The following is a 14044-nucleotide window of genomic DNA, read 5'->3' on the forward strand; positions in this document are numbered from 1 at the left end:
CCTTCTTACACTTGCTCCATTAGTTGATACATTGGTAAAAGAATAGATAAATACACGATGAGTATAAGAAGTGCTGTTACCCCATAAATAACCGGCTGCAGCCAAGAAATCCATTTTTCAATTTTTAGCTCTGCATTCTCTAATAGAAATTGGCTGTACGTGTACATTTCTCTCGCAAGCATTCCACTGGCTTCACCATGCTTGATGATGGCTGCAAAATGTTTTTCGAAAAAAGGAGACACGCTTACTTGATGGGCCATGCTTTCTCCTTTTCTTAACTCTTCCATCATTTGTTCACCTATTTCTTGAAGAAAAGGCAGGTAGCTTTGCTGTTTAAAAGCTTGCAAACCTTCGTACATCGATAACCCAGCCTGAAGCAGTCCGCTGAGCTGAAGAGAAAAAAGGTACGTATGCATCAGCTGCATCCCTTTATATAAAAAAGGCAGCTTACTCATCACCCTCAATTTCTCAAGGGTCGACTTTTTCCTAAAAAAAACAGCATAATATCCAATAAGACAGATACACAGACAACTAGTGATGAGCAGAAAAGCATGAAGGAATTGAAATAGTCCAAACATCCCTTGAATCAGCCAAGACATGCGGGTATCCATCGATGAGTACAAAACAGAAAATTGAGGAATGATCATTTGCTGAACGAGTACCAGCACGACCAAAACCGTGAAGATGAGGAAAAGCGGGTAACGTAACATACGTTTAAACGTGTCTAACTGTTTGATTTTTTTCTCTAAAAAACGGGCGCTTTGTTCTAAAGCACGGGCTAGACTGCCATGCTTCTCAGAAAAACATAGTATAGCGATGACTTCCCTCTGAAAATGGAGTCTCTCCAGCACTACATAAAAAGGCTCGCCTTCGTGCAGCCACTGAATACCTAGTTTTAATTGCTGCCGCTGTTGTTTTGATAACTGGATATTCACCATCACTAATGCCTCAATCAATGTATATCCAGCCTGAATTAATTGAGCCAGTTTTGATAGGCATTCAGCTTGATCCTTTTTAGACCATACTTTAGAGGCTCGCTTCTTCATAAACCCAGCGATGGTAAGTGTTTTTTGATAAATAGCCGAGTGCCACTCCTTTACGAATTAATCTTTGCAGTGTTTCATATGACGAGTGAGCATATTCTCCTTTAGCCTCCTTGATACATTCACCAAGCTCTTTTCCGAACAGCAGCTCAAATACATTTGTTCGTCTGATCGGTCGATTTAATTTACAGTAAAGCTGACATCTTTCTCCGCAAAAAGGACAGGTGAGCTCGATTAATCGCTGGGCAGCAATCGCAACCATGGTTTGTTCAAGTTCATTCATCGTCACACCAAATTCAAGCATGCGGTAAAGGGCTCCTTTTGCATTTTTTGCATGGAGCGTACTCAATACTAAATGGCCTGTCAGTGCTGCTCTAATCGCCGTTCTAGCCGTTTCAGCATCTCTTATTTCTCCTAGCACAATCACATCTGGATCATGTCTTAAAATAGCGCGTAATCCAGCGGCATACGTGATGCCGGCTTTTTCATTCACTTGAACCTGCAGCACTTCTTCATTCCTTGTTTCGACAGGATCTTCAAGTGTAATAATATTTCGGTTAAAATTCTTTTTTGCAAACTGGATCAATGAATATAGTGTTGTTGTTTTCCCTGAATTTGTTGGCCCAGTAAATAAAATGAGTCCATGCGAGTGGTTTAAAAAGGATAATAATCTGGCTGAGGCTTTCGGAAATAATGATAGATGTTTTATTTTCGGAACATGATCCTGCGGTAAAATTCTAATCACTAAGCTCTCATCATTCACTGTCGGCAAGGTAGACATCCGAATAAACACTTGACCGTTTCTTAGCATTACAGCTAGCGAGCCATTTTGCGGCCTCCTTTTTTCCCCGATATCCATAGAAGATAAAAACTTAAAATGTGCAATAAGCCTCTCTCCGCTTTTTTTATCAATCGTTCGCTGCTGGATTAAATCTGAATCAACACGAAATGACACCGAAGCTTCCTTTTCTTTTGGCACAATATGCACATCAGAAGCCCTCATGCGGCATGCTTCTTCTAGCAGCTCTTGCCTTAAATATTCAATCCCATACAAGTGGATCACTCCTTTCTCTGATCACATTGTAGAATGGCGGAACGTGAATGACAAAAGAGCAATTTATGATTTTCATGACTAATCAATGATGAAAACCCTCAACTCACGATGCATTACATCATTTTTTAGAAAAGAGCATATAAAAAAACCTGACTTTTACAAGTACAGGTTTTTTGGTCATGATGTGGCTTCTTGCGGCTGCTCTTCAAAGATACGAAATCCTCTTTTTTCTAACGCTTTTGCAAGGCTATGCTCAGTATTTACTTTTGAGAAATCAATGCCCAGTTTCACTACAGTTTGAGCGATCTCTGGGCGGATGCCTGAAATAATCGTCTCAATTCCTAGCAGCTTCGCACTATCGACCACTTTAAACAGCTGATAAGCCACCATCGTATCAACAACGGGAACACCAGAAATATCAATAAATAAGTGTGTTAGACGCAGTCTTGAAGCCTGTTCTAGTACGGACTCCAGAATGATTTTGGCCCGGTACGTATCGATTTCCCCAATCAGCGGCAAAATCCCAATTTCCTTTGATACTGGAATAACTGGGGCACTTAGCTCTTGAATCATCTCTCTTTGTGCATTCAGCTGACTAAGTGTCACGCGGTCATATTCTTCTGATAAACGCTCAATCATGTCATCAAATGTGGCGTGAAAATGCTGATTCCACTGACACACATCTTGCAGCGTCACTTCAAGCTCTGTTTCTTGGGTGAATGTCTCAATTCTCGAACAGAAAATGTGGCGGAAAATCTTAAACTGTCCAATGATTTCATATAACGGCACCTCGTGCACTGCTCGATCACGTGCAATATCAACAGACCACTTTTTCAAATGGTTTTCTACTTTGTCAGACAGTGTCACAAGCGTGGCTGCAATGGTTTGAATAAACGCTGTGTTCTGTTCCTTCAGCTTCTTTTCCGTTTCCTCTGAAGCATGTTTAGAATATAATGAGCCTTCTTCTGTTCTTGTTTTTAGCCATTCTTCGGTCATGACAGGGGCTTCTTTTAGGATAAATTCGTATAATTGCTTTGATTTTTCATTTTTCATTTATTTCTTTCGCTCCTTTTTCACTAAAACTCGTGACATACAACTTTTATGTATAAATGACCGCAGATGGTGAACAATAACATTACACGTTTGATATTGGGCTATAGCCAAGTGGTAAGGCAATGGACTTTGACTCCGTGATCGTTGGTTCGAACCCAGCTAGCCCAGTTCAGCACAAAAACGAAGACGGCTGAAGCTTGTTTCAGCTGATCTTCGTTTTTTATTAGGATACCGATTGATGAATCGCTTTCTTCTTTGATATTTTCATGAGTTCTCCGGGATTATAGCCGACCACTAATTTATTCCCATCAATGATGATTGGTCTCCGGAGCAGCTTTGGTTTTTCAATGAGAAGCTGTAAGACCTCGTTTACTTTTAAGTCATTAATATTTAAATTTAAGCTTTTAAAAGCCTGACTTCGTGTGGCTAAAATTTCATCCATTCCTTCTGTTGTTAAAGAAAGAATCTTTTTTAATTCATCTAGTGTTGGCGTTTCTCTGAAAAGGTGACGCTCTTTAAAATCAATTTGATTCGCCTTTAACCAATGTTTTGTTTTGCGGCAAGACGTGCAGCTCGGGTATGAATAAAAAGTAATGTCACTCATTAGTCTTCCTCCTTAGGTCGTTAACCTTTTCTCTTATGGAGTAAGTACCCTCATGTTTTTCGGCATAAACACTTTTTCATCATTTTTTCAAAAAAATTTTTTCTACATTCAAAATAAATTGTTCACATGATGTCAAAAATGTAAATGTTTACATAACAAGTGATGATCAGCTATAATATGAATCAAAGGGGTTTTTAAGGGGAGGGAAAGAAATGAATCGCATGTTCCGCGTTCTTGGCTTTTGGACGGGTATTTTTGCTGTCATGTTCTATTTAGGACATATGAAAGATGCATCGCTGCTATTCTTCGGTCAAACCGTTCTTTTTGTATTTTTATCCTACTTGAATTTATCCGAAAGAATGTATATTTACATTTTCGGAGCGTACTTGACGATTTTCTTTGCCGGATTTACATATTATTCGATTTTCATCATGGTTCCCGGTACCGGACATTAATTGAAAAAAGCATCTCTATAAAAAGAGATGCTTTTTTCATACGTTTAAAGAGAAAATCCATTAATAAACGGATTTTGCTCCTGCTCCGTCAGCACAGTGGTTTCTCCGCCATGTCCACTTAAAACAAGAGTTGATTCTGGCAATGACAATAATTTATGATGGATTGATTGAAGCAGCACTTCCTGACTGCCGCCTACTAAATCTGTTCTTCCGATACCGCCTTCAAATAGCGTGTCACCAGAAATAACAAATCCTTCTTCCGCCGAATAGTAAGACACACTGCCAGGTGAATGCCCTGGTGTATGGAACATTTCTAATGTAAACGACCCAATTTGAAGCGTTCCTTCTGACGTAATCAATTTTTCAGCTTCTTTGACCGTAATTCCATTCCCAATCAATCGAGCTGAACCGTTTAATTCAGCGTTCGTGAGCCATTCTTTTTCATTTTCATGTACATACAGCGGCACTCCCCACTCTTCGCGCACCTCATCTGCCGCGCCAATATGATCAAAATGAGCATGTGTCAATAAGACAGCAAGCGGTGTGAGCTGTTTTTCTTTTACATAGGAAATCAGCTTTTGCGCTTCACCGCCTGGATCAAAAATTAAGCATTCTCCCTGTTCATTTTTCCAAATATATGCGTTCGCTTGTACATAGCCTAGTGGCATTCTTCTCCAATTCATTTTCATCACCTACTTTATTCATTCTTTTTTATTATGAAGGCTATTCAATAAAAATTCAAACAATCGTCAACTGGAATCTACTCGACAAGCTTTATGAAAACGGTTAAAATGAAAAGAAAGGAAATCAAGGGGATTGATGACAAAGGGGGACTTTCATATGATGCTCGTCATTATTTTTGGTCTAGTCACGATTTTAGCTGCGCTTGGCATCTATCGCTCACTAAAAAAAGTGAACGTACTTGCCATCGCTTTTGCAGGCGCTACATTTTTGGTTTTTGGATGGTTCACTGTCATGACCATCATCTATAGCGGTTATCCAACTGCACATTAAAAGCCTGCTTATAGCAGGCTTTTTTATTGATTTAAATGCTTATTCACGCTTTCTAATTTGCTTGTAAGTGTTGTGGTTTGATCCCGTCTGTCATCGATGCGAATATTGGTCGCTACTCGGTGCAATCCCTTTTCAAAAGGGGCTTCATGAATGCGCTGAATGACCTCAAATAAAACGGATAATTCACCTTCAATTAACGTATTCATCGGTGTTAATTGATATTTGATTTTCCCTTCTTGTTGAAAGCCTTCTAAAATTCTTTGTACATCTGCTACATAAGCACTGACACTTGGTGTTTCAGTGCCTATCGGAATGATGGTGACGTCTGCTATAGCCATAATTTTTCCCCTTTCCATTAAATTCTCATGTTTTCTCGTCCTCATTGTAACCTATCCTCATTCAATCATGCCATGCTTACGTTGCGTTTACGGCAGGTTTGTCTCGTTCTATCGTCAAATCCGCTCTCTCTACCTTCCCGATCTTTGTAAACAGAAGCAGGCATATACCTGAAACAGCTTCAATGATGCCGCCGGCCGCAATGACATACCCAGATCCAAATATTGTTGCCATATAGCCACCAAGGAGGGCGCCTAACGGAATCATTAAGTAGGAAATCATGTTGATGATCGCATACACTTGCGGCTGATCCTCTGCCTTTACTGACAATTGAATCATCGTATGTTCGGGTACGTTAACTGCACTAATTGCTGCTCCTAAAGCAAAAGCTGATATAAACACAAGAGGCAACAATGCGTTCATACCTGTGATGAAGAAGGCGATTCCATCAACGATCCCAGCGCCTATAAACAGCAATCCATACCGATTCACTTTTATCTTTGTCAAAACAAACCCCATCAAAAATGCGCCTAGTGCAGTTGTGACTTTGATGAATGAATAGACGACCGGTCCACTATGTAAGTCTTCTGTTAAATAAATAACAGACAATGCTTCCCATGGTGCCGCAGCAAAGTTTGAGCAGACACAAAAAATCGCTAATGGAAACAAAATATGGTGGCTTCTAACAAGTGAAAAACCTCGAATTAATCTTTTGCCGTAAGATAATCCTTTTTTGGCTTTATCGATGATGACGTCTGTTTGATATGAAATCAAGAACACCAATAAAGCGGACAAAAGGTAAAGAGGAATGATCACAAGCATTGTATAACCTACGCCTGCAAATGCAATCATGACACCACAAATCGTGACCGTCACAAGTCTTACTACATGACTTGCTGATTGGATGGTTGCATTCGCTTTTTGTATGAGGTCCTCATGGACAAGCTTTGGAATAATCGATACAGATGCCGGTTCATAGGAACCTCCTGTCGCCGAATGCAGCAGCATACAGCCAATGATGAGGACTAATGGTGTGAAACCATAAAAGTAACTAACCACAATTACAAGGATAATCGCTGCTCTTGTTAAATCAGCAAAGCACATCCAGAATTTCAATTGATGCGGCTTCATCATGGGCGTAATAAATGGCCCAACAATCGCTTGAGGGACAAAGCTGACCGCAATAAAAAAAGCTGTCCCTATGGCCCCTTTCCCTCCTAGTACTAAAAGCCACAAGATGGTGTTGAAAGATAAACTATCAGCCGTAATTTTGCACATTTTAGAAACAAATAAATAAGTAAAATTTCTTTTCCACAGGCTTTGCGCACTCAATAGTCGACATCTCCCTAAATCATATCCTTTTTTTTACATCCATATCTTTCACAATAGCTTACAAGGAGACCTTCGTCAATTGCTTCAACATTGTTTTTATTGACCATAAGCAATTGATTGTTTCTCAGAATATGAAAAAGCACCAGACAGGTGCTTTTAACACTTACACGCTTCCCACAAAAGCCGCTTTGTTTTTTCATAGATCGAATCAAATTGAACCATGGAAAGAGGATTTTTCCCTAGACCAAGCTCGACTGTATAGCCCTCATTATGAAATTGATAAATAAACCAATCGCGATAGCCTGCATAGCTGTCGAGATATTGGATCGGTTTGTAGCCGCTCACTTGTTCGAATCGTTTGACCGTTTCTTTTGAGATGGCTGGCTCATGGCCAAGAAAACCCCAATAGATCTCTTCTCCTTGTGTATGAAGGGCGATCAGCCGGTCAAATCGTTTTCGCAACGCAAGATTTGCCATCGCTTTCGCTTCTGGTTCTGTTAATGGCTCGCGCCCAGGATAATCCCGGTAGGACGGTGCTTTCGCCTGATGACGATAGTACTCGATCTCCCAATAAGCAGGGAACTGATTGTTTAAATCCACCCCTCGAATATTTGCTTTCCATTCCCGGTAATCGGAATATCCACCGTTTAGCAGAGTGAATTCTTCACGATGAAGACCTAGTGACTCCGGTCCATTACGTACCAAATCGACTCCATCTGGATTAACCATTGGCACGATGGATAAAGCGGTGGTCTGCAGGATATGAACCGCTTCATAATGTCTTGCCTGCACTGGGTCAGACGCTGCTAAGCAAAGCGATTTCAGCCATTTTAATAAAACAGACGTCGTGATCCATTCATTTGCATGAAATGAGGCATTGAGATGAATAGAATGTAAATGCTGAACAGGCTCTGTTCGGATCTCATAAATAGGTGTATCAAGCACTGAATGGCCAATGACGCTGATATGAAGAAAAGGAAATACAGCTTTCAAGCGGCTCAGCTCTTCTTCTAATTGAGCGCTATCATATTCAAATGTTCCATTGATCCAATCATCGGATTGCTGCAGTCTGTAAGGTGCAATAAATCTCTGCACATCACCTATCGAATCAAATACATGGACTCCTTCTGGAAGTCTATATCCTGGTAAAAGAAGCTCATCAGTGCTTGTTTGATTTGATAAATGAAAAGCCGCTTTTCCTATGCCAAGCTGCTTTGCCACAGCATCCCTCCCTGCTTCATCCAGCTGCCATTCAATTTTTCCAAACGACGTTGTCTTCATTTACATCCCTCCTCTCATACTATATGAGCCGGAAGGCAAAAAAAGAAAACCCCTGCTTCTAAAAATAGCAGAGGTTTTTTCATCTATTAGGACGCCTTTTTCAGCTCCGTTTCACCTTCTTTTTTGGATGGTGAATGGTCCGGGCTGTTTCGATCATAAAATCTAAGGAGATCCCCGTAGATGATTTGATCAGAGAACTGAAGCTCCTGCTTCGCCTTCTCTTCATAAGACTGACACACGTTTTTATCATCTGCTGGCTCGCCTGTTTCTTTATTGTAGCAAACACCATCTGTAAAAATGCTGTCTTTCGTAATAAAGCTTCCATCACGGAGTACTGTAAAGTCATTCTTATCTTTCGATAAAAGGTCATGACCAAATTGAATTTGTTTACTTGTATCAATCCCTAGAAGATTGAGTACAGTTGGGCGGATATCGACCTGACCGCCTACCGTATCAATTTCTTTTGGATGTTGATCTGTCACCCCTGGAATGTGTACAACAAACGGGACTTTTTGAAGCTGTACTTCTTCAAATGGCGTAATCTCTTTATTTAAAAATTGTCCCATGGCTTCGTTATGGTTTTCAGAAATTCCGTAGTGATCCCCATACAAAACAAAAATGGAGTTATCGTATAACCCAGCTTCCTTCATCTTTTTAAAGAAAAGCTTAAGTGCTTCATCTTGATAACGCACTGTAGGGAAGTACTTGTTCAGCGTTTTGCTCTTTGAATCATATTCATCAATGAGCTTATCTTCTTCATCTAAATCAAAAGGGAAATGGTTCGTTAATGTAATCAATCTCGTATAGAAAGGCTGCGGGATCGATTTCATTAATTCAGCGGACTGCTCAAAGAACGGACCATCTTTCAGTCCCCAGCCAACTGAGTTTTCTTCATTCACATCAAATGATTTAATATCAAAAAACTTATCGTAGCCAAAGCTATCGTAGATAAGGTCACGGTTCCAGAAGCTTTTGTTATTCGCATGAATAACAGAAGAGTGGTAGCCCTCATCCTTTAACAGCTCAGGTGTCGCTGTAAACTCATTGCTTGGATTTGTGAAGAACACAGCCCCTCTTCCAAGTGGATAAAGAGAATTATCTACAATAAACTCTGAATCAGATGTTTTCCCTTGACCTGTTTGGTGATAGAAATTAGTAAAGTTATAGCTCTTCTTGATCAATTTGTTTAAAAACGGAGTAATTTCTTTCCCGTTTAATTTTTCATTGATCACGAAACTCTGTGTAGATTCAAGTGATACAAGAATGACATTTCGTCCTTTTGCTTGACCAAATGTCTTTTCATTACGGTCCGTTTGATTTGCGCTTACATAGTTTTCAATTTCAGTTAAGCTATTACTGTCAGCAAGAGCTCGTTGGGCGGACTGCTTCGATTGCAATACCCCATCATAAATATGGAAGTTATATAAGCTGATATTTTTCACCAGCATCTCACGGTCAAATGAGCGAGTAAGAAGTTCTGGTCGTTCTGTTTCAGCTAAACCAAGGTTAAAGAAGAATGTAGCTGCCACAAATAAGTAATAGGCCGCTCGTTCTTTTCGTGAAATTGTGACATCTGTTCTAAAGGAAGGCTGTTTTTTATAGAGCCAAATTAAAATGATGATATCAACAAACATCAGTAAATCGACTGGTTCAATTAAAGAGGTAATACTTGACCCGAGGTCACCCATATTGTTTGTTTGAAATAGGACGGGGATGGTTAGAAAATCACTATAGAATCGATAAAACACAATGTTGGCTAACAAAACGAATGTTAGGATAAAGCTTGTCACGATGATATATCGATTGCGGTTTTTTTCTTTGAAAAATAAACCGATACCGAAGATAAACAAGAGAAAGCTAAGCGGATTAATAAACAGGATAAACTCCTGCATGAAATTTTCAATTTTAATATTGAAGCTAGATTTATAGATAACATAGGTTTTGACCCACATCAGCAATGTCGCAATCAGTAAAAATGAAATCGCCTTTAATCTATTCTTTCGCATTGTAACCTCCTTATGCTAAGCGCGCACCCAGGCTCTGGATATACCCTAATTATTGGTGCTTCTAGAAAAATAACTAAAGTATATCTTATCCTGTATATGATGGAAAATCAATGTCTTTTTCCTCATGACAAACTTATGAATATGCTAAACATCCAATTTCATGCCTATCTATCGCTTTTTTTAATAAAAATGACATCATTATGACTTTTTTGTTCAAGACAGCCATTTGGTTTTTGCCATCCATGCCCCGCCGATAACACCCGCATCGTTTCCGAGGGATGCAATTACCACTTCAACATCGTCAGCGCAAGGCGGGAAAGCATGTTGTTTCACAATGCGCTCTACTTTACTGCGAAGAAGCTCACCTGCTTTTGAAACACCGCCGCCAATCACAATTTTTGTTGGGTTTAAAGCACTAGCAAGATTCGCTAGGACAAGTCCAAGATGTGTCGTCACTTCTTCTACGACACGCATTGCAAGATCATCTCCGTTTTCTGCCGCTTCAAATACATTCTTTGCCGATAGCGAAGCGAGCTTGCCAAGTGAAGATGTATGCTGCTCGGTTTCTAATTTATCCTTTGCAATCCGGACGATGCCAGTTGCAGATGCGATCGTTTCAATACAGCCTGTTCTTCCGCAGTTACACGGTGCACCTTGAAATGGAACAGCACAAATATGGCCAATTTCTCCGCCAGCTCCTGTTTCCCCTTGAACAACTTCACCGTTGACGATGATGCCGCCGCCAACCCCTGTTCCAAGTGTGACCATCAGGATATTTTTTGCGCCATCGCCTGCCCCCTTCCACATTTCACCGAGTGCAGCAATATTCGCATCATTTTCAATGACAGATGGAAGTCCCGTCTCTGCCTCTAGGTGATCTTTCAAGGGGTAGTTTGTCCAGCCCAGATTCGTTGTTTTATAGACGATGCCAGATACTTTATCTACAGGTCCAGGTGCACCCATTCCGATCCCAATAAGTGCTGATTTCGGCATACTGATCTCAACCAGTTTATGGTCAATTGATTTGGCAATATCGACTGTGATCGTCTGCCCGGATTTATCCGTAGGAATCTCCCACTTATGCTGAATTTCACCATATAGATTAATGAACGCAAGCTTAATTGTCGTACCGCCAAGATCAATACCTACAAACCAATCCCCTGTCATATGCCCTCCACCTTCACATTGTTTTTCGATTTAATTTGGCTAGCTCCATTTGAAGAATCGTCATTGCGTTTGACCATTCGGTCCGGTCAATGATGCCTGATGTATACATTTCCTTCAATTCGTCTGCCATAAATTCTAATTCTACTTCACGATCTCCGAAATACACATAATTTCCAAATCTCATGAGCAGCTGCTGTACATCATATAACGTTTTCATTGTTTCCACCATTTCTTCTCATTAACAGTTAGGATAAGCGTATTCATAAATGCGCTTTCAGTCAAGTCATTCAACGTGTTTGACTATTTTCTATATATTGTTTCAGCTTTAAAAATTGATCATTTTGAGGATCTTGTTTTAACGCTTTCGCTAATAGATCCTCTGCTTTCGCTGTCTCTCCTTTTTCTACGTATAAAAGCGATAAATGATACAGTTTATTTGGATCATCTGGATCTTTTTCAAGCGACTTTTGTAAAAATTGAATAGCCTTATCAAGTCGGCCCTGCTGCGCTTCCGATAGTGCATAGATATGAAGTGCCTCAGCTGATGCATCTTTATCGTGCACATATTCCTCTAGTCGTTCACTTGCTTCGCTGTACTTTTTCTCATCAAATAAACTCGCTGCTTCACTTGCTGCCGCTGCTTCCTTTTGATCGTCAGAATGAAACCCTGTATACAATCCAAAACCGCCAATAAAGAGCAAAGCAGCACTCGCAAGAAGCATTTTGACAGGCTGCACCTGTTTAGGCAGACGGACTGCTAATGCGGTGAAAAAACCGCCAACCAGGCCGCCAAGATGCCCTGCGTTATCAATACCTGATACAGTGAAGCCTATTCCTAGGTTAATGAGGATAATGACAATAATATTTGTCCCCATCGTCCGAAAGAAAAGCTTTCGATTTGAGATGGCTAAATATAACAGTGCGCCTAAGCAGCCAAAGATCGCGCCAGATGCGCCGGCTGCAATTGCCGTATTAAACACAAAGCTCGCTATGGAGCCAAAAATGCCGGAAATGAAATAGATGAGCAAAAATCTTCCCGACCCATAAATTCTCTCAACAGCCGCTCCAACGGACCAAAGAGCAAAAGTATTAAAGAGTAAGTGCGTCAAGCCAATATGTAAAAACATTGGTGTCATCAGGCGCCACCATTCACCCTCTAAGATCAGCACATTATTTTTAGCACCAAATGCTGTTAAAGTTGCGGTATTGGTACTTCCGCCTGACAGCTCAAGTAAAAGAAACATCACCACTTGGACAGCGATCAGCAAGTAGGTAAAAATGGGTCTGCCATTTTGAAACAGGGCCCGTTCTCGTTCTCGCTGCTTTTCCTGATCATCAAATGCCTGAAGCACGTTCCTTTTCAGCTGCATGGCATCCTCAGCTGTATCTTCCTTCGCTTCTTCTACATTTACTGCAAGCGATGTATTCAGCCATTTTTGCAGTTCGTTTACATCGTTTTGAAGCGTGTCTGCATTGAGTAATACAGGAGTAACTGTCACCTTATTCTCTTTTTGCGGCTGACCGTTTAGGTCTTCCCAATCATCTACTGGAACATCAGATGTAAATTGCAGCTGCAGGAGATGAAGAGATCGTTTACGCATAGCTTCTCTCAGCTGATTGATCCGATATGTTTGCTCCTCGATATCTCGAACGATCTCCTGCCTGAAATTCACATCTTTTCTATATAGACGGATGAGATCATAACCTGAGTTTCGTGGTGCTTCAAAAAATATTTCATCTTCTGGGTATGGACTTTGAATCATCTCGTATCCTTTTTGTCTTAGTTCATCAACAACTCGCCAAAATAAACTATCTATGACATTCATACATTCGCGCTCCATTTTTTACATTATTATAGCAAGAATCGTTCTTATCCGCATTTCTAAACAAAAAAATCCCGGCTTTTGCGGGATTAGAATGCTTGGCGAATAAATTTCGTCCGAAAATATGGGATTTTCATCAGCCATTTAATCAAAAAGTGTCGGACTTGATTTTGCCCTAAAACCAAATTCATGAGCCGATAACGATTTTGCACGAGAACGAATGCAAATAGTGTGAACACAATGCTCCAAATCATTTTATTCATCCATATTCCCTCCTATGTTCGTATCGTGGCTTAAATAGGATTTGTTTATGCATGAACCATCGTTTTTATCGCTTAAAAGGTTCCTTTCATAAGCAGGCCTTCACAATCTAATCCCTTGCTCTTTTGATTGAATATAATAGACCTCTCCGCACTCTGATTGATCATAAGAAACGTCAAATTGATGAAGGTCGATTAAATCCATGAAAGTATGAGGCAGCTTACAATTCTGCTCTAACTCCTCCACCTTGTGCGGAAAGTAACTGTCGTATGGATTTGGTGTATAAACATATACAGCGTCTAAACAGGGTCATGTTCGTGAATACAAATCCAAGTTTGGTATGGCTTTTCAAAGCCTTCTAGCTGTTTTAGCAGCCTATAATATAAAGCGATATGAGCTTTGATATGCTCTCTTCTTATTTTTAAGCTATTTCCCCCGACTCCAAAAAAATCAAGGTGCGTATGCCAAAAATAAAACCATAGATCACGATCAAGTTTTAAGTCACAAGTATTCACTTCCTCCCACATATGACGGAAGTATCTTTTCTTTCCACGAAATTTTTTCAAAACATATCCCCCGTCAGCTAAAATGCCTTTTTATGAAGAATGTTGATTG

Annotated in this window: 16 protein-coding genes and 1 tRNA gene; 3 read left to right on the plus strand and 14 right to left on the minus strand. The window is 40.2% G+C overall.

Going from position 1 to position 14044, the window contains the following annotated elements:
* Positions 1-5 precede the first annotated feature (5 nt).
* The 3 genes from comGB to NSQ25_RS11385 form a co-directional block, all read right to left on the minus strand.
* Positions 6-1046: a competence type IV pilus assembly protein ComGB gene (gene comGB, locus NSQ25_RS11375; RefSeq protein WP_034280202.1), complete on the minus strand. Its 1041-nt coding sequence runs from the start codon at positions 1044-1046 to the stop codon at positions 6-8.
* The gene (comGA, locus tag NSQ25_RS11380) at positions 1027-2097 is read right to left on the minus strand and encodes a competence type IV pilus ATPase ComGA (RefSeq protein WP_041117979.1); all 1071 of its coding nucleotides are present in this window, start codon (positions 2095-2097) and stop codon (positions 1027-1029) included. The genes comGB and comGA overlap by 20 nt, the downstream gene beginning before the upstream one ends.
* A gap of 177 nt (positions 2098-2274) precedes the next feature.
* On the minus strand, positions 2275-3150 hold the full coding sequence (locus NSQ25_RS11385) for an STAS domain-containing protein (protein WP_024422979.1): 876 nt from the start codon (positions 3148-3150) through the stop codon (positions 2275-2277).
* Positions 3151-3247: 97 nt separating this feature from the next.
* Here NSQ25_RS11385 and NSQ25_RS11390 point away from each other — a divergent pair.
* Positions 3248-3318, plus strand: a tRNA-Gln gene (locus NSQ25_RS11390).
* 55 nt (positions 3319-3373) lie between these two features.
* Here the strand turns inward: NSQ25_RS11390 and NSQ25_RS11395 are convergent.
* Positions 3374-3754 (minus strand): Spx/MgsR family RNA polymerase-binding regulatory protein, encoded by a 381-nt coding sequence (locus NSQ25_RS11395; RefSeq protein ID WP_007501232.1) that lies wholly within the window; start codon positions 3752-3754, stop codon positions 3374-3376.
* Positions 3755-3966: 212 nt separating this feature from the next.
* Between NSQ25_RS11395 and NSQ25_RS11400 the strand changes: the two genes are divergently transcribed.
* The gene (locus NSQ25_RS11400) at positions 3967-4209 is read left to right on the plus strand and encodes a DUF2626 domain-containing protein (RefSeq protein ID WP_003217440.1); all 243 of its coding nucleotides are present in this window, start codon (positions 3967-3969) and stop codon (positions 4207-4209) included.
* A gap of 44 nt (positions 4210-4253) precedes the next feature.
* On the opposite strand, the gene NSQ25_RS11405 is transcribed toward NSQ25_RS11400, so the two are convergent.
* The gene (locus NSQ25_RS11405) at positions 4254-4892 is read right to left on the minus strand and encodes an MBL fold metallo-hydrolase (RefSeq protein ID WP_034280195.1); all 639 of its coding nucleotides are present in this window, start codon (positions 4890-4892) and stop codon (positions 4254-4256) included.
* 157 nt (positions 4893-5049) lie between these two features.
* Here NSQ25_RS11405 and NSQ25_RS11410 point away from each other — a divergent pair, with 157 nt between their 5' ends.
* Positions 5050-5223 carry a DUF2759 domain-containing protein gene (locus NSQ25_RS11410; protein ID WP_003217333.1) on the plus strand — a complete coding sequence of 58 codons (174 nt, stop codon included), beginning with the start codon at positions 5050-5052 and terminating at the stop codon, positions 5221-5223.
* 23 nt (positions 5224-5246) lie between these two features.
* On the opposite strand, the gene NSQ25_RS11415 is transcribed toward NSQ25_RS11410, so the two are convergent.
* From NSQ25_RS11415 to NSQ25_RS11455, 9 genes are all read right to left on the minus strand, one after another.
* Complete coding sequence (locus tag NSQ25_RS11415) at positions 5247-5561, minus strand: MTH1187 family thiamine-binding protein (protein WP_024427984.1); 315 nt, start codon at positions 5559-5561, stop codon at positions 5247-5249.
* 76 nt (positions 5562-5637) lie between these two features.
* Positions 5638-6891 (minus strand): MFS transporter, encoded by a 1254-nt coding sequence (locus tag NSQ25_RS11420; protein WP_065214634.1) that lies wholly within the window; start codon positions 6889-6891, stop codon positions 5638-5640.
* A gap of 156 nt (positions 6892-7047) precedes the next feature.
* A complete protein-coding gene (locus NSQ25_RS11425) occupies positions 7048-8172 on the minus strand; it encodes a M14 family zinc carboxypeptidase (RefSeq protein WP_065214633.1) in 1125 nt (374 codons plus the stop codon).
* Between the two features lie 86 nt (positions 8173-8258).
* Complete coding sequence (locus NSQ25_RS11430; RefSeq protein WP_046311768.1) at positions 8259-10178, minus strand: LTA synthase family protein; 1920 nt, start codon at positions 10176-10178, stop codon at positions 8259-8261.
* 213 nt (positions 10179-10391) lie between these two features.
* The gene (locus tag NSQ25_RS11435) at positions 10392-11345 is read right to left on the minus strand and encodes an ROK family glucokinase (RefSeq protein WP_025092968.1); all 954 of its coding nucleotides are present in this window, start codon (positions 11343-11345) and stop codon (positions 10392-10394) included.
* 13 nt (positions 11346-11358) lie between these two features.
* The gene (locus NSQ25_RS11440) at positions 11359-11562 is read right to left on the minus strand and encodes a YqgQ family protein (protein WP_008342322.1); all 204 of its coding nucleotides are present in this window, start codon (positions 11560-11562) and stop codon (positions 11359-11361) included.
* 70 nt (positions 11563-11632) lie between these two features.
* A complete protein-coding gene (locus tag NSQ25_RS11445; protein WP_144496221.1) occupies positions 11633-13171 on the minus strand; it encodes a rhomboid family intramembrane serine protease in 1539 nt (512 codons plus the stop codon).
* 86 nt (positions 13172-13257) lie between these two features.
* Entirely contained in the window at positions 13258-13431 is a 174-nt protein-coding gene (locus NSQ25_RS11450) for a hypothetical protein (protein WP_162176177.1), read from the minus strand.
* A gap of 297 nt (positions 13432-13728) precedes the next feature.
* Positions 13729-13995: a hypothetical protein gene (locus NSQ25_RS11455; protein ID WP_260983450.1), complete on the minus strand. Its 267-nt coding sequence runs from the start codon at positions 13993-13995 to the stop codon at positions 13729-13731.
* Between the last annotated feature and the right edge of the window lie 49 nt (positions 13996-14044).

The sequence above is a fragment of the Bacillus sp. FSL R5-0512 genome (genome assembly GCF_038593295.1).
In the GTDB taxonomy this organism is placed as follows: domain Bacteria; phylum Bacillota; class Bacilli; order Bacillales; family Bacillaceae; genus Bacillus; species Bacillus safensis.

Bases quoted from the DNA above. Each gene is read 5' to 3' on its own strand.
- comGB (WP_034280202.1), bottom strand. From the start codon at position 1,046: ATGAAGAAGCGAGCCTCTAAAGTATGGTCTAAAAAGGATCAAGCTGAA.
- NSQ25_RS11385 (WP_024422979.1), bottom strand. From the start codon at position 3,150: ATGAAAAATGAAAAATCAAAGCAATTATACGAATTTATCCTAAAAGAA.
- NSQ25_RS11395 (WP_007501232.1), bottom strand. From the start codon at position 3,754: ATGAGTGACATTACTTTTTATTCATACCCGAGCTGCACGTCTTGCCGC.
- NSQ25_RS11400 (WP_003217440.1), top strand. From the start codon at position 3,967: ATGAATCGCATGTTCCGCGTTCTTGGCTTTTGGACGGGTATTTTTGCT.
- NSQ25_RS11405 (WP_034280195.1), bottom strand. From the start codon at position 4,892: ATGAATTGGAGAAGAATGCCACTAGGCTATGTACAAGCGAACGCATAT.
- NSQ25_RS11410 (WP_003217333.1), top strand. From the start codon at position 5,050: ATGATGCTCGTCATTATTTTTGGTCTAGTCACGATTTTAGCTGCGCTT.
- NSQ25_RS11415 (WP_024427984.1), bottom strand. From the start codon at position 5,561: ATGGCTATAGCAGACGTCACCATCATTCCGATAGGCACTGAAACACCA.
- NSQ25_RS11425 (WP_065214633.1), bottom strand. From the start codon at position 8,172: ATGAAGACAACGTCGTTTGGAAAAATTGAATGGCAGCTGGATGAAGCA.
- NSQ25_RS11430 (WP_046311768.1), bottom strand. From the start codon at position 10,178: ATGCGAAAGAATAGATTAAAGGCGATTTCATTTTTACTGATTGCGACA.
- NSQ25_RS11435 (WP_025092968.1), bottom strand. From the start codon at position 11,345: ATGACAGGGGATTGGTTTGTAGGTATTGATCTTGGCGGTACGACAATT.
- NSQ25_RS11440 (WP_008342322.1), bottom strand. From the start codon at position 11,562: ATGAAAACGTTATATGATGTACAGCAGCTGCTCATGAGATTTGGAAAT.
- NSQ25_RS11445 (WP_144496221.1), bottom strand. From the start codon at position 13,171: ATGAATGTCATAGATAGTTTATTTTGGCGAGTTGTTGATGAACTAAGA.
- NSQ25_RS11450 (WP_162176177.1), bottom strand. From the start codon at position 13,431: ATGAATAAAATGATTTGGAGCATTGTGTTCACACTATTTGCATTCGTT.